Raw genomic sequence first — 14,122 nt, 5'->3', positions numbered from 1 at the left:
AGTAAACAGCAATGAACCCGTTAATTATCAAGTTAGGTGGCGTGTTATTAGACAGTGAAGAAGCGCTGGAGCGTCTGTTTACCGCGTTGGACAGCTATCGGCAGCAGCACCAGCGCCCGCTGGTGATCGTGCACGGCGGCGGCTGCGTGGTGGACGAACTGATGAAGCAGCTCGCTTTGCCGGTGGTGAAAAAGAACGGCCTGCGGGTCACGCCGGCCGATCAGATCGACATCATCACCGGGGCGCTGGCCGGCACCGCCAACAAAACGCTGCTGGCGTGGGCGATTAAACACCAAATCAACGCCGTCGGCCTGAGCCTGGCGGACGGCGGCAGCGCGGTAGTGACCCCGCTCGATCCGGCATTGGGCCACGTCGGCAACGCGCAGCCCGGTTCGCCCGCGCTGCTCAATACCCTGCTGGGCGCCGGCTACCTGCCGGTTGTCAGCTCCATCGGCATCACCGCCGAAGGGCAGTTAATGAATGTGAACGCCGATCAGGCGGCGACGGCGCTGGCGGCGACGCTGGGGGCGGACCTAATCCTGCTGTCGGACGTCAGCGGCATCCTCGACGGCAAGGGCCAACGCATTGCGGAAATGACGGCGCAAAAAGCGGAACAACTGATCGCGCAAGGCATCATCACCGATGGTATGGTGGTGAAGGTGAATGCGGCGCTCGACGCTGCCCGCACCCTCGGCCGCCCGGTGGATATCGCCAGCTGGCGCCATGCCGATCAGCTTCCTGCTTTGTTTAACGGCGTGTCGATTGGCACCCGGATCCTCGCTTAATTTTAGAATTAGAAAGGAATAGATCATGCAAAACCAAGGCATCAAAAAAATCGTTCTGGCGTACTCCGGCGGCCTGGATACCTCGGCCATCATTCCATGGCTGAAAGAGAACTACGGCGGCTGTGAAGTGGTGGCGTTCGTGGCAGACATCGGCCAGGAGCGCAGCGATCTGGAAGGCGTGGAGCAAAAAGCCCTGCAGTCCGGTGCCTCTGAATGTCACGTGGTCGATCTGCGTGAAGAATTTATCCGCGATTACGTTTATCCGGTGCTGCAGACTGGCGCCCTGTACGAGGGCAGCTACCTGCTGGGCACCTCGATGGCGCGGCCGATCATCGCCAAGGCGCAGGTCGAGCTGGCGTTGAAAGTGGGCGCAGACGCGCTGTGCCACGGCGCGACCGGCAAAGGCAACGATCAGGTGCGTTTCGAAACCACCTACACCGCGCTGGCGCCGCAGCTGAAAGTGGTAGCGCCGTGGCGCGAGTGGAACCTGCGTTCCCGTGAAGCGCTGCTGGATTACCTGAAAGAGCGCAATATCCCGACCACCGCATCGCTGGAGAAAATCTACAGCCGCGATGAGAACGCCTGGCACATCTCCACCGAAGGCGGCGTGTTGGAAAGCCCGTGGAACGCGCCAAACAAGGATTGCTGGGTATGGACCGTCGATCCGCAGGAAGCGCCGGACCAGCCTGAGCAGGTGACCGTTACCGTCGAGAAAGGCCGCGTCGTGGCGGTTAACGGTAAAGCGCTGTCGCCGTACCAGTGCCTGGAAACCCTGAACGCGCTGGGCGCCAAGCACGGCGTCGGCCGTATCGACATCGTGGAAAACCGTCTGGTGGGCATCAAATCCCGCGGCTGCTATGAGACCCCGGGGGGCACCATCATGGTGGCGGCGCTGCGCGCCATCGAGCAGCTGGTGCTGGATCGCGACAGCTTCAAATGGCGCGAGCAGCTGGGCCTGGAGATGTCCTATGTGGTGTACGACGGCCGTTGGTTCGCGCCGCTGCGCCGCTCGCTGCAGGCCTCTGCCGAAGCATTGGCTGAAGAGGTGAACGGTGAAGTGGTGCTGCAGCTGTACAAAGGCCAGGTGACGGCGACCCAGAAAAAATCCGCCAACAGCCTGTACTCCGAAGAGTTCGCCACCTTCGGCGAAGACGAAGTTTACGATCACAGCCACGCGGGCGGCTTTATCCGCCTGTTCTCTCTGTCTTCACGCATCCGCGCGTTGAACGAGAAAAAGAATAAATAACCGATTGGCGTGACTCTGCAAGGGCGCAGCATGCTGCGCCCTTTCGCATAAAAATTCAGGAGTAAAGGTATGGCACTTTGGGGCGGACGGTTCACTCAGGCGGCGGATCAGCGGTTCAAGCAACTCAACGATTCGCTGCGGTTCGATTATCGCCTGGCGGAGCAAGATATCGTGGGCTCGGTGGCCTGGTCGAAGGCGCTGGTGACCGTTAACGTGTTGACGGCAACGGAGCAACAGCAGCTGGAGCAGGCGCTGAATGCCTTGCTGACGGAAGTCCAGGCCGATCCTTTGGCGATCGTCCAAAGCGATGCCGAAGACATCCACAGCTGGGTGGAGCAGAAGCTGATCGAGAAGGTCGGCGATTTGGGCAAGAAGCTGCACACCGGCCGCAGCCGCAACGATCAGGTCGCGACCGATCTGAAGCTGTGGTGCAAACAGCAGATCGGCGATCTGCATCAGGCGATCGTCCAGCTGCAGCAGGCGCTGGTGGAGACCGCCGAAGCCAACCAGGATGCGGTGATGCCGGGGTATACCCATCTGCAACGCGCGCAGCCGGTGACTTTCGCGCACTGGTGTCTGGCCTATGTCGAGATGCTGGCGCGCGATGAAAGCCGCCTGCAGGATACCCTGAAACGGCTGGACGTCAGCCCGCTGGGCAGCGGCGCGCTGGCCGGCACCGCGTATCCTATCGATCGCGAGCAGCTGGCCGGCTGGCTGGGTTTTGCCTCGGCGACCCGCAACAGCCTGGACAGCGTATCCGATCGCGATCACGTGCTGGAGCTGCTGTCCAACGCCGCCATCAGCATGGTGCACCTGTCGCGCTTCGCCGAAGATCTGATCTTCTTCAACAGCGGCGAGGCGGCGTTTGTCGAGCTGTCTGACCGCGTGACCTCCGGCTCTTCGCTGATGCCGCAGAAGAAAAACCCGGACGCGCTGGAGCTGATCCGCGGCAAATGCGGCCGCGTACAGGGCGCGCTGACCGGCATGATGATGACGCTGAAAGGCCTGCCGCTGGCGTACAACAAAGACATGCAGGAAGACAAAGAAGGGCTGTTCGACGCGCTCGACACCTGGATGGACTGCCTGCAGATGGCGGCGCTGGTGCTGGACGGCATTCAGGTTAAGCGCCCGCGCTGCCGGGAAGCGGCGGAGCAGGGTTATGCGAATGCCACCGAGTTGGCGGACTACCTGGTCGCCAAAGGCGTGCCGTTCCGCGAAGCGCACCATATCGTCGGTGAGGCGGTGGTAGAAGCCATTCGCCAGGGCAAACCGCTGGAAGCGCTGCCGCTGGCGGATTTGCAGCAGTTCAGCGCGACGATTGGCGACGACGTCTATCCGATCCTGGCGTTGCAATCCTGCCTGGACAAACGTGCGGCCAAAGGCGGCGTCGCGCCGCAGCAGGTGGCCGCGGCAATCGCCGCAGCGAAGCAGCGTTTGGCTTGACGACGAGGGCGGCCTGGCGCCGCCCTTGAACCTTTACCCCGCCAGGCGTGCGCAGAGATAACGGTTCAGGCTCACGCCTTCTTCCATCGCGCCGATCGCCAGCCGGCGATGCTGTTCTGCCGCTGTTGCAAATCAGCGATGTCATCCCTGATCTCGTTCAGTTGCCTTTGTTTTAGTATCGTTATTGATATCACTTCAATATCGAAGCATAAAAAATGAGCGCAGGAGGGCCGTGAGGCAAGAGGAGGGAGGAAAATCTGGAAAGCGCTGCGCAAAAAAACCGGGCCTGAAGGCCCGGTAGGTGTGAACGGATAAGAAGGCGTTATTCGCCCGGACAGCGCTGACAGCGTTCGATTTCGGCCGTGCCGAGTTTGAGCTTCGCCTGCAGGTCGCGCAGCGCAGTGCGCAAGCCTTCTTCGATCACCGGATGATAGAACGGCATGTCCAGCATCTGATCGACGGTCATCTGCTGTTGGTGCGCCCAGGCTAACAGGTGCGCAATGTGTTCGGCGTCCGGGCCGATCATTTCCGCGCCGAGGAAACGGCCGGTGCCTTGCTCGCCGTAAACGTGCAGAACGCCCTTGTTGCGCAGCATCACCCGCGAGCGGCCCTGATTCTCAAACGAGACCTTGCCCACTTCAAAACATCCGCAGGCGCTGAACTTCTCGCTCAGCTCGCGGAAGGTCGAGCCGACCATGGCGATCTGCGGATCGGAGAACACCACCGAAATCGCGCTGCGGCGCAGACCCGGATTGATCTCCGGGAAGCTGCCGGCATTGGCGCCGGCGATGCGTGCCTGATCGCTGGCCTCATGCAACAGCGGCAGTTGGTTGCTGGCGTCGCCGGCGATAAAGATATGCGGCACGCTGGTTTGCATCGTCAGGCGGTCGGCCAGCGGCACGCCTCGAGCGTCGAGCTGCAGGCCGGTGTTTTCAAGACCCAGCCGATCGACGTTGGGGCGGCGGCCGGTGGCGGCCAGCACGTAGTCCACCAGGATCTCCTGCGACTGGCCCTGCAGATCCTGATAGCGGATAAATACGCGGTCGCCTTCGCGCTGCATCATCTCCACTTTCACGTCGGCGTCGAGGTAGAATTCTTCCCCCAGCGCCTTCGCAGCGTAATCGCGCACGGCGCTGTCGGTCAGCGGCCCGACGGCGCCGCCGATGCCGAAGACTTTGGTGTCGACGCCGAGGCGGTGCAGCGCTTGCCCCAGCTCCAGCCCGATCACGCCAGGGCCGAATACCGCCACGGACTGCGGCAAGTCATCCCAGTTGAACAGATCGTCGTTGACGATCAGGCGATCGCCCAGTTCATTCCACGGCGCCGGCCAACTGGGGCGAGAGCCGGTGGCGATCACGATGCGCTGCGCCACGATGCGCGTATGGTCATCGACCTGCAGCGTGTTGTCGTCGATAAAGCGGGCATAGCCCTGAATTTTGTCGGCGGCCGGGATTTCGTCCACGCCTTCCAGCACGAAGCCGACGAAACGATCGCGTTCGCGTTTGACGCGCGCCATCACCTCGCGTCCGTCGATACGCGTTTTGCCGGTTGGGTGCACGCCAAAGCCCGGCGCACGTTCGATTTGATGCACCGCTTCGGCGGCGGCGATCAGTAATTTGGATGGCATGCAGCCAACGCGCGCACAGGTGGTGCCGTACGGCCCGCCTTCAATCATCACCACGCTGGGGGTAGACAGTTTGGCCGCGCGATAGGCGCCGAGCCCTGCGGTGCCGCCGCCGATGACCGCGACATCAACGTTCAACAGTTTCATATCCGCTCCTGAAAGGTAAAAAAAAGGCGGGCCGTAGCCCGCCAAAGTTCACGTTGGCTTTGTTATTACTTATTAAGCTGACAGGAATGTTTCCAGATCGTCGCTGCCGCCGATGTGACGGCCGCCGATGAAGACCTGCGGCACCGTGGCGCGGCCGCTGACGGCGCGCAGGCTGACGGTGGTGGCGTCTTTGCCCAGCACAATCTCTTCATACTGAATGCCGCGCTCTTGCAGCATCTGCTTGGCTTTGGCGCAGAATGGGCAGCCCGGTTTGGTGAACAGGGAGACCGATTCCTGCACTTTGAATTCCGGCGCCAGGTATTTCAGCATGGTGTCGGCGTCGGACACTTCAAACGGGTCGCCCGGCTTGTTCGGCTCAACAAACATTTTCTCGACCACGCCGTTGCGTACCAGCATCGAGTAGCGCCATGAGCGAGGGCCAAAGCCCAGATCCGCTTTCTCGACCAGCATGTTCATGCCTTTGGTGAATTCACCGTTGCCGTCCGGCACGAAGGTGATGTTTTCCGCATGTTGGTCGGCTTTCCAGGCGTTCATGACGAAGGTGTCGTTCACGGAGACGCAAAGAATGCTGTCGACGCCGTGCTGCTTGAATACGCTGGACAGTTCGTTGTAGCGCGGCAGATGGCTCGAAGAGCAGGTCGGCGTGAACGCGCCCGGCAGCGAGAACACGATAACGGTTTTGTTTTTGAACAGGTCATCAGTGGTCACATCAATCCATTGGTCGCCCTGACGGGTGTGGAAAGTAACCTGAGGAACTTTCTTGCCTTCTTGACTGGTAAACATTGATTAACCCCTTAATTAGGAAAAGTAATTTTTAGCATTTAGCGCGATATCGCTTCGTTGGGACACATTATTGTCGCTGGGGCTTGATAGATCTAATCGCTCATTGCTATCTTATCTATCGCCATGAGCTATCATGGAATGGAGGGAAACAATGAATATTCGTGATTTAGAGTATCTGGTCGCCTTGGCCGAGCACCGGCACTTCCGCCGTGCGGCCGATTCATGCCATGTGAGCCAGCCCACGCTGAGCGGGCAGATCCGCAAGCTGGAAGACGAGTTGGGCGTCATGCTGCTCGAGCGTACCAGCCGCAAGGTGCTGTTCACCCAGGCGGGTCTGTTGCTGGTGGAGCAGGCGCGTACTGTGCTGCGCGAAGTGAAAGTGTTGAAGGAGATGGCCAGCCAGCAGGGCGAAGCCATGTCCGGGCCGCTGCACATCGGTCTGATCCCGACCGTGGGGCCTTATCTGCTGCCGCAGATCATCCCGACGCTGCACAAAACGTTCCCGAAACTGGAAATGTACCTGCACGAAGCGCAAACCCACCAACTGCTGGCGCAACTCGACAGCGGCAAGCTGGACTGCGCCATTCTGGCGCTGGTGAAGGAAACCGAGGCGTTTATCGAAGTGCCTCTGTTCGATGAACCGATGAAGCTGGCGGTGTATTCCGATCACCCGTGGGCGCAGCGCGAGCGCGTAGCGATGCCGGATTTGGCGGGAGAGAAGCTGCTGATGCTGGAAGATGGCCACTGCCTGCGCGATCAGGCGATGGGCTTCTGCTTCCAGGCGGGCGCGGACGAAGATACCCACTTCCGCGCCACCAGTCTGGAAACGCTGCGCAATATGGTCGCGGCCGGCAGCGGCATTACCCTGCTGCCGTCACTGGCGGTACCGCCGCAGCGCGAACGCGACGGCGTCTGCTATCTGGATTGCTACAAGCCGGAGCCGAAGCGCACCATCGCGCTGGTGTACCGCCCCGGCTCCCCTTTGCGCAGCCGTTATGAGCAACTGGCCGAGGCGATCCGCGAACACATGCAGGGCTACATCGACAGCGCGTTAAAACAGGCGGTTTAAGCCGTTTAGCGCCGCCACCCGGTAGGCTTCGGCCATGGTCGGATAGTTGAAGGTCGTATTAACGAAATACTCGATAGTATTGCCTTCACCTTTCTGTTCCATGATCGCCTGGCCGATGTGGATGATCTCCGCCGCACGCTCGCCGAAGCAGTGGATCCCAAGGATCTGCAGGGTGTCGCGATGGAACAGGATCTTCAGGCTGCCGACGTTCATCCCGGCTATCTGCGCGCGCGCCAGATGCTTGAACTGGGCGCGGCCCACTTCATACGGCACCTTCATCGCGGTCAGTTCCTGCTCGGTTTTGCCGACGGAGCTGATTTCCGGAATGGTGTAGATGCCGGTCGGGATATCTTCGATTAAGTGACCGCTGGCTTCGCCGGAGGCGATCGCTTGCGCGGCGATGCGGCCCTGATCGTAGGCGGCGGAAGCCAGGCTCGGATAGCCGATCACGTCACCGACCGCATAAATGTGCGACAGCGCGGTTTGATACATGCTGTTCACTTTCAGCAGCCCGCGGCTGTCCGACTCCAGGCCGACGTTCTCCAACCCCAGCGAATCGGTGTTGCCGGTACGGCCGTTGGCGTACAGCAGGCAGTCCGCTTTCACCTTCTTGCCGGACTTCAGGTGCACGATCACGCCGTCTTCGGTGCCTTCGATCTTCTCGAATTCTTCGTTGTGGCGGATCACCACGCCGTTGTTCCAGAAGTGGTAAGAGAGCGAATCCGACATCTCCTGATCGAGGAACGCCAGCAGACGATCGCGGGTGTTGATCAGATCGACCTTGACGTTCAGGCCGCGGAAGATGGACGCATACTCGCAGCCGATCACCCCGGCGCCGTAAATGATCACGTGGCGCGGCTCATGGCTCAGCTCGAGAATGGAATCGCTGTCGTAGATGCGCGGATGGTTGAAGTCGACGCTGGCCGGATGGTAAGGACGCGAGCCGCAGGCGATCACGATGTGATCGGCGCGGATGGTGTCCTGGGTGCCGTCCATGTAGCTGACGCTGACGGTGTTGGCGTCGATGAAGCGCGCGTCGCCGGCGAACAGTTTGCACTGGTTCCGCTCATAGAACCCTTGGCGCATTCGGGTCTGCTGGCTGATGACGTTATCGGCGTGGCGTAAAATGTCAGGGAAGGTCGCGCTGAGCGTGCGCGAGTTGTTGTAAAGCGGGTTCTGGTTGAATTCGATAATGCGGCTGACGGCGTGGCGGAGGGCTTTGGAAGGGATCGTGCCCCAGTGGGTACATCCGCCACCTACGTTGTTGTACCGTTCGATAACGGCCACGCGGGCGCCTTGTTTCACCAGCCCCATGGCGGCACCTTCACCACCAGGGCCCGAGCCAATCACAATGGCATCAAATTGATAGTGCTGTTGCATGTAGGAGAGACCTGTTTTTTTATACAAGATTACAACGGTATCTTAACATCATAGCGCTGCTCACCCAATCACCATTAGGCTTTTTGAGTCAAAGCACAATCGGCTCAGGGCGGAAGTGTGATAGAGCGCGTTAGTATAAATGCTGTTGCAATAAAATTTGCTATATTGCCGAGTCTAGGGCGTTAGACTGAGAAAATGGAACCTATCCGGATATGCATATGGGCGTCAGAGCACAACAAAAAGAACGGACTCGTCGTTCCCTGATCGAAGCCGCTTTCAGCCAGCTGAGCGCCGAACGCAGCTTCGCCAGTCTGAGCCTGCGGGAAGTTTCACGCGAGGCGGGCATCGCGCCCACGTCGTTTTATCGCCATTTCCGCGATGTGGACGAGTTGGGGCTGACCATGGTGGACGAAAGCGGCCTGATGCTGCGTCAGTTGATGCGCCAGGCGCGCCAACGCATCGCCAAAGGCGGCAGCGTGATCCGCACCTCGGTGTCCACCTTTATGGAATTTATCGGCAACAACCCGAACGCCTTCCGCCTGCTGCTGCGCGAGCGCTCCGGCACGTCGGCGGCATTCCGTGCGGCGGTGGCGCGCGAGATCCAGCATTTCATCGCCGAACTGGCGGACTACCTCGAGTTGGAAAATCACATGCCGCGCAGCTTTACCGAAGCGCAGGCGGAAGCGATGGTCACCATCGTGTTCAGCGCCGGCGCGGAAGCGCTGGATATCGACGTCGAGCAGCGGCAGCAGCTGGAAGAACGGCTGGTGCTGCAGCTGCGGATGATCTCCAAAGGGGCGTATTACTGGTATCGTCGCGAACAAGAAAAAGCTTCTGTGTCCCACGTATAAAAAAGGTAAAAAATGATGGAAAAACCAGGCCGTGAAAATGGCACCTTACTGCTGGCGTTGATTGCCGGCCTTTCGATCAACGGTTCCTTTGCCGCGCTGTTCAGCTCGGTGGTGCCGTTTTCGATCTTCCCGCTGATCGCGTTGGTGCTGGCGGTGTACTGCCTGCATCAGCGTTACCTGAACCGCGCCATGCCGGATGGCATGCCGAAGCTGGCGGCGGCCTGTTTCCTGCTGGGGCTGCTGTTGTACAGCGCCATCGTGCGCGCCGAGTATCCGCAGATCGGCTCCAACTTCCTGCCGTCGGTGATCTGCGTGGCGCTGGTGCTGTGGATCGGCATGAAACTGAAGGCGCGCAAGGCGCCGGATGCGCCGACTCAAGAATCGTAATGAAACGGGGCGCCATCATGGCGCCCCTGTCATATCAGCGGTGCTTTTCCAGCAACACGCCGCACTCCATGTGATGGGTATACGGGAACTGATCGAACAGCGCCAGACGGCTGACCCGGTGGGTGGCCTGCAGCGTTTCCAGGTTGGCGCACAGCGTTTCCGGATTGCATGAAATATACAGAATGCGCGGGTAAGCCTGCACCATCTTCACCGTTTCATCGTCCAACCCGCTGCGCGGCGGATCGACGAAAATCGTCTCGCAGTTGTAGCCGCTCAGATCGATGCCTTTCAACCGGTTGAATTCGCGTACTCCATTCATCGCCTGAGTGAAGTCTTCCGCCGCCATGCGGATGATCTGCACGTTGTCGATATGGTTGGCGGCGATGTTGTACTGCGCCGCCGCCACCGACGGTTTGGCGATCTCGGTCGCCAGCACGCGCTCGAAATTGCGCGCCAGCGCCAGCGAGAAGTTGCCGTTGCCGCAGTACAGCTCCAGCAAATCGCCTTTGGAACCGGCGGTGACCGCCAACGCCCACTCCAGCATCTGCACGTTCATGGCCGCGTTGGGCTGAGTGAAACTGTTTTCCACCTGGCGATAAATCATGTCGCGGCCGGCGACCGGCAGCACTTCGTCAACATAATCCTGGTCGAGCATGATCTTGGTCTTCGACGCTCGGCCGATCAGCTGCAGGTCGAAACCCTGCGCGCGCAGCTCGTCGCGCAACTGCTCGGCGCGCTGTTGCCAAACGTCATCCAGCTTGCGGTGATACAGCAGCGAAGCGATGATTTTGCCGCTTCGCGTCGACAGATAATCTATCTGGAACAGCTTGTGGCGCAGGATCGGCTCCGGTTTCAGCGCGGCGATCAGGGCGGTCATCAGGCGGTTGATCAGCTCGCTGGCCGCCGGGAACTGATCGACGCGAATACGCTGCTTGGTCTGCTGATCGAACATGATGTGATACATGTCGTCTGCGTCGTGCCAGATGCGGAATTCGGCGCGCATGCGGTAGTGGTCGACTGGCGAGCGGAACACTTCCGGCTCGGGCGCCGCGAACGGTGACATCAACGTCTTCAGGCGGGCGACTTTCTCCGCCAGTTGGTCATCGTAACGTTCAATAGGCAAATTCTCGGGCGTCATGTGTTTCTTCTCGTCAGGCAAATTTGATCAGCGGGGATTGTAGGGAATCAGCCCGTGAAGTCCAGTTTTGTCGCGTTTATTATTTGTAACATTAATGGCAGTCTAGACATCTATTTGCATTGATCGTAGCATTGCCGTCCGGCCTCAAGCAGCGAGTGAAAAGGGAATCCGGTGTGAATCCGGAGCTGACGCGCAGCGGTAAGGGGAAGTCACGGCGATAGCGTTTCGACGCAGACACTGTCCACTGCAGGATGGGAAGTCATCGCCCGTTGCCGGTCGCGCCCTGCGGCCCGCAAATCCCAAGCCCGAAGACCTGCCGGTGTTACGTCGCAATGTCCGTGGCCGTCGCGAACTACCGGCCATGATCCTGCGGCATCCGCCAATTAAGTTTGGATGCTTTTCTCATGACAATTACAAAAAATACGCTGCTGGCGGTGGTCTCTTCCGTCACGGCTTTTTCTGGATGGGCGCAAGACAACACCACAGCCACGAATGGCGATAACCTGGTGGTTACCGCCAACCGTTTCCCGCAGCCGGTTTCTTCCGTGCTGGCGCCGACCACCATCGTCACCCGCAACGATATCGATCGCTGGCAGGCCAAGAGCCTGACCGACGTGATGCGCCGTTTGCCGGGCGTGGACGTTGGCCAAAACGGCGGGTTGGGGCAAAAGAGCTCGCTGTTTATTCGCGGCACCAACTCCAGCCACGTGCTGGTGCTAATTGACGGCATTCGCCTTAATCAGGCGGGCGTCAGCGGCTCTTCTGACCTTAGCCAAATCCCGATTTCGTTGGTGCAGAAAGTCGAATACATCCGCGGCCCGCGCTCGGCGGTATACGGTTCCGACGCCATCGGCGGCGTGGTCAACATTATTACCACCCGCGAAAAGAACGGTACTACGCTCTCAGCCGGCGTCGGCTCCAACGGCTATCAATCCTATGACGCGTCGACTCAACAGCAGTTGGGCGACAGCACCGTGGCGACGGTGGCGGGTGACTACACCTACACCAAAGGGTATGACGTGGTGGCCTACGGCAGCACCGGCATGCAAAGCCAACAGGATCGCGATGGCTTTATGAGTAAGTCGCTGTATGGTGCGCTTGAGCACCAGTTCAGCGAATCGGTCAGCGGTTTTGTGCGCGGGTATGGTTACGACAACCGCACGGCGTATGATAGTTATTATTCCTCACCGACCAGCCCTCTGCTGGATACGCGCAAACTGTATAGCCAAACCTGGGATACCGGATTGCGCTATAAAGAAGGCATTTACGCAACACAAGTGATTGGCAGCTACAGCCATAGCAAGGATTACGATTACGATCCTCGCCTCGGCATGCATGACAGCTCGGCCAGCCTGGTGGATTCCGAACAGTACAACCTGCAGTGGGGCAATACGCTGCAGGTTGGACAGGGTACCGTAAGCTCTGGCGTCGACTGGCAGCAACAGAAAATCAAACCGGATTCCACCACCGTGAAGGGTGAAAAAAGCCAACGTGATGCAGGCATCTATCTGACTGCGCAGCAACTGGTTGGCCCGGTAACGTTGGAAGGTGCGGTTCGAGGTGACGATCATTCCGAGTTTGGCTGGCATGGCACCTGGCAAACCAGCGCGGCCTGGGAATTCGTCGAGGGATACCGTTTTATCGCATCGTATGGCACGGCGTTCAAAGCACCGAATATGAGCCAGCTATACGGCAACTTCGGTAACAACACCGATCTGAAACCGGAAGAAAGCAAGCAGTGGGAAGGTGGCTTTGAAGGGCTGACCGGCCCGGTGACCTGGCGCATCTCCGGTTATCGCAACGACATCGACAATTTGATCGATTCCACGGGGGAAACCAACTACGTCTATTACAACGTGGGTAAGGCGACCATCAAAGGGATTGAAGCTACGGCCTCGTTTGATACCGGCCCGTTGACGCATCAGATTGGTTATGACTATGTCGATCCTCGCAACGCCAAGACCAATGAAGTGCTGCTGCGGCGCGCCAAGCAGCAGGTGAAATATGAGCTGGACTGGCAGCTGTATGACTTTGACTGGGCGGTGACTTATCAATATCTGGGTCAACGTTATGACAAGGATTACAGTACCTATCCGGAACAAAGCGTTAAACTCGGCGGCGTGAGCCTGTGGGATCTCGCAGTTTCGTATCCGGTCACATCTCATCTGACAGTTCGTGGTAGAATTGCCAACCTGTTTGATAAAGATTATGAGACGGCCTATGGCTACGCTACTCCAGGAAGAGAATACTACCTCACTGGAAGCTATACCTTCTAACAGCACCGCCACACCTCGCCCGACGGTGCTGGTTTTCGATTCCGGCGTCGGCGGGCTGTCGGTGTATCAAGAGATTCGGCAGTTGCTGCCGGATCTCCACTATATATACGCGTTCGACAACGTGGCGTTCCCCTACGGCGAGAAGTCAGAAGAGTTTATCGTTGAGCGCGTGCTGGAGATTGTCGGCGCGGTGCAGCAGCGTCATCCTCTGGCGATTGTCGTCATCGCCTGCAACACCGCCAGCACGGTCTCCTTGCCGGCCCTGCGCGAGCGTTTCAGTTTCCCTGTCGTGGGCGTGGTGCCCGCCATCAAACCGGCGGCCCGTCTTACCGTTAACGGCATTGTCGGCCTGTTGGCGACCCGCGGTACCGTACAGCGCAGCTACACCCACGAACTGATTTCCCGTTTCGCCACCGACTGCAAGATTGAACTGCTGGGCTCTTCAGAACTGGTGGAGCTGGCGGAAGCCAAGCTGCATGGCGAAGCCGTGCCGCTACCGGTGCTGAAGAAGATCCTGCATCCGTGGCTGAGCATGCGCGAGCCGCCGGATACCGTCGTGCTGGGCTGCACCCATTTCCCTCTATTAGCTGAAGAGCTGATGCAGGTGTTGCCGGAAGGCACCCGATTGGTGGATTCCGGCGCGGCGATTGCCCGTCGCACCGCCTGGCTCATCTCTACGCAGGAAAATCTGGTCTCGAGCCAGGAAGAGAATCTGGCGTATTGCATGGCGCTAAATGAAGATACTGACGCTTTATTGCCCGTTTTGCAGGGCTACGGCTTTAAATCGTTGAAAAAACTGCCGCTTTAACGGTGTTTTGGTTAAACATTCAACGGTCGGAAAAAATATTGAAAATAGGGGTTGCGGCCCGCCGAGAACTCCCTATAATGCGCCTCCACTGACCGGGAACAACGACTGACAAGCCGCCGGGTCAGCGAGAAGAAAGCGAAATAAACGCTTGACTCTCCGGGTGA

12 protein-coding genes, 1 pseudogene and 1 riboswitch are annotated in these 14,122 nt (G+C 59.2%); of the genes and pseudogenes, 8 read left to right on the top strand and 5 right to left on the bottom strand.

Annotated features, from left to right (window positions below):
* Window positions 1-11 precede the first annotated feature (11 nt).
* The 3 genes from argB to argH all read left to right on the top strand — a co-directional run bounded on the left by argB (window position 12) and on the right by argH (window position 3,474).
* Complete coding sequence (gene argB / locus ACJ8J1_RS23750) at window positions 12-785, top strand: acetylglutamate kinase (protein WP_033645219.1); 774 nt, start codon at window positions 12-14, stop codon at window positions 783-785.
* Window positions 786-810: 25 nt separating this feature from the next.
* Window positions 811-2,031 (top strand): argininosuccinate synthase, encoded by a 1,221-nt coding sequence (locus ACJ8J1_RS23745; RefSeq protein ID WP_004931061.1) that lies wholly within the window; start codon window positions 811-813, stop codon window positions 2,029-2,031.
* A 69-nt stretch (window positions 2,032-2,100) separates the two neighbouring features.
* On the top strand, window positions 2,101-3,474 hold the full coding sequence (gene argH, locus ACJ8J1_RS23740) for an argininosuccinate lyase (RefSeq protein WP_004931059.1): 1,374 nt from the start codon (window positions 2,101-2,103) through the stop codon (window positions 3,472-3,474).
* Window positions 3,475-3,507: 33 nt separating this feature from the next.
* Here argH and ACJ8J1_RS23735 read toward each other — a convergent pair.
* From ACJ8J1_RS23735 to ACJ8J1_RS23725, 3 genes and pseudogenes are all read right to left on the bottom strand, one after another.
* Window positions 3,508-3,588: pseudogene (locus ACJ8J1_RS23735) on the bottom strand (toxin-antitoxin system HicB family antitoxin); the annotation flags it as partial.
* A gap of 208 nt (window positions 3,589-3,796) precedes the next feature.
* Window positions 3,797-5,245 (bottom strand): dihydrolipoyl dehydrogenase, encoded by a 1,449-nt coding sequence (locus tag ACJ8J1_RS23730; protein WP_033645220.1) that lies wholly within the window; start codon window positions 5,243-5,245, stop codon window positions 3,797-3,799.
* A gap of 72 nt (window positions 5,246-5,317) precedes the next feature.
* Window positions 5,318-6,049, bottom strand: a complete 732-nt coding sequence (locus ACJ8J1_RS23725; RefSeq protein ID WP_015379403.1) for a glutathione peroxidase — start codon at window positions 6,047-6,049, stop codon at window positions 5,318-5,320.
* Window positions 6,050-6,200: 151 nt separating this feature from the next.
* Between ACJ8J1_RS23725 and oxyR the strand changes: the two genes are divergently transcribed.
* Window positions 6,201-7,118, top strand: coding sequence for a DNA-binding transcriptional regulator OxyR (gene oxyR / locus ACJ8J1_RS23720; RefSeq protein WP_015379402.1), 918 nt, complete (start codon window positions 6,201-6,203; stop codon window positions 7,116-7,118).
* On the opposite strand, the gene sthA is transcribed toward oxyR, so the two are convergent.
* Complete coding sequence (gene sthA, locus ACJ8J1_RS23715; protein WP_004931047.1) at window positions 7,101-8,498, bottom strand: Si-specific NAD(P)(+) transhydrogenase; 1,398 nt, start codon at window positions 8,496-8,498, stop codon at window positions 7,101-7,103. The two genes, oxyR and sthA, sit on opposite strands and share 18 nt — an antisense overlap.
* A gap of 218 nt (window positions 8,499-8,716) precedes the next feature.
* Here sthA and fabR point away from each other — a divergent pair, with 218 nt between their 5' ends.
* On the top strand, window positions 8,717-9,349 hold the full coding sequence (gene fabR / locus ACJ8J1_RS23710) for an HTH-type transcriptional repressor FabR (RefSeq protein WP_004931044.1): 633 nt from the start codon (window positions 8,717-8,719) through the stop codon (window positions 9,347-9,349).
* A 15-nt stretch (window positions 9,350-9,364) separates the two neighbouring features.
* On the top strand, window positions 9,365-9,736 hold the full coding sequence (locus ACJ8J1_RS23705; RefSeq protein WP_025304650.1) for a YijD family membrane protein: 372 nt from the start codon (window positions 9,365-9,367) through the stop codon (window positions 9,734-9,736).
* A gap of 34 nt (window positions 9,737-9,770) precedes the next feature.
* On the opposite strand, the gene trmA is transcribed toward ACJ8J1_RS23705, so the two are convergent.
* On the bottom strand, window positions 9,771-10,874 hold the full coding sequence (trmA, locus tag ACJ8J1_RS23700; RefSeq protein ID WP_033645222.1) for a tRNA (uridine(54)-C5)-methyltransferase TrmA: 1,104 nt from the start codon (window positions 10,872-10,874) through the stop codon (window positions 9,771-9,773).
* A 122-nt stretch (window positions 10,875-10,996) separates the two neighbouring features.
* Window positions 10,997-11,209, top strand: a riboswitch (cobalamin riboswitch).
* 69 nt (window positions 11,210-11,278) lie between these two features.
* Between trmA and btuB the strand changes: the two genes are divergently transcribed.
* Window positions 11,279-13,150 carry a TonB-dependent vitamin B12 receptor BtuB gene (btuB, locus tag ACJ8J1_RS23695; protein ID WP_033645223.1) on the top strand — a complete coding sequence of 624 codons (1,872 nt, stop codon included), beginning with the start codon at window positions 11,279-11,281 and terminating at the stop codon, window positions 13,148-13,150.
* Window positions 13,095-13,958, top strand: a complete 864-nt coding sequence (murI, locus tag ACJ8J1_RS23690) for a glutamate racemase (protein ID WP_025921004.1) — start codon at window positions 13,095-13,097, stop codon at window positions 13,956-13,958. Before btuB ends, murI begins: the two co-directional genes overlap by 56 nt.
* Window positions 13,959-14,122 lie beyond the last annotated feature (164 nt).

The sequence above is a fragment of the Serratia sp. CY37869 genome (assembly GCF_052168895.1).
Classification (GTDB): domain Bacteria; phylum Pseudomonadota; class Gammaproteobacteria; order Enterobacterales; family Enterobacteriaceae; genus Serratia; species Serratia ureilytica.
The sequence above is the reverse complement of the archived record's forward strand: the minus strand, read 5'-3'. Positions and strand labels throughout refer to the sequence as shown.

Bases quoted from the DNA above. Each gene is read 5' to 3' on its own strand.
- argB (WP_033645219.1), top strand. From the start codon at position 12: ATGAACCCGTTAATTATCAAGTTAGGTGGCGTGTTATTAGACAGTGAA.
- ACJ8J1_RS23745 (WP_004931061.1), top strand. From the start codon at position 811: ATGCAAAACCAAGGCATCAAAAAAATCGTTCTGGCGTACTCCGGCGGC.
- argH (WP_004931059.1), top strand. From the start codon at position 2,101: ATGGCACTTTGGGGCGGACGGTTCACTCAGGCGGCGGATCAGCGGTTC.
- ACJ8J1_RS23730 (WP_033645220.1), bottom strand. From the start codon at position 5,245: ATGAAACTGTTGAACGTTGATGTCGCGGTCATCGGCGGCGGCACCGCA.
- ACJ8J1_RS23725 (WP_015379403.1), bottom strand. From the start codon at position 6,049: ATGTTTACCAGTCAAGAAGGCAAGAAAGTTCCTCAGGTTACTTTCCAC.
- oxyR (WP_015379402.1), top strand. From the start codon at position 6,201: ATGAATATTCGTGATTTAGAGTATCTGGTCGCCTTGGCCGAGCACCGG.
- sthA (WP_004931047.1), bottom strand. From the start codon at position 8,498: ATGCAACAGCACTATCAATTTGATGCCATTGTGATTGGCTCGGGCCCT.
- fabR (WP_004931044.1), top strand. From the start codon at position 8,717: ATGGGCGTCAGAGCACAACAAAAAGAACGGACTCGTCGTTCCCTGATC.
- ACJ8J1_RS23705 (WP_025304650.1), top strand. From the start codon at position 9,365: ATGGAAAAACCAGGCCGTGAAAATGGCACCTTACTGCTGGCGTTGATT.
- trmA (WP_033645222.1), bottom strand. From the start codon at position 10,874: ATGACGCCCGAGAATTTGCCTATTGAACGTTACGATGACCAACTGGCG.
- btuB (WP_033645223.1), top strand. From the start codon at position 11,279: ATGACAATTACAAAAAATACGCTGCTGGCGGTGGTCTCTTCCGTCACG.
- murI (WP_025921004.1), top strand. From the start codon at position 13,095: ATGGCTACGCTACTCCAGGAAGAGAATACTACCTCACTGGAAGCTATA.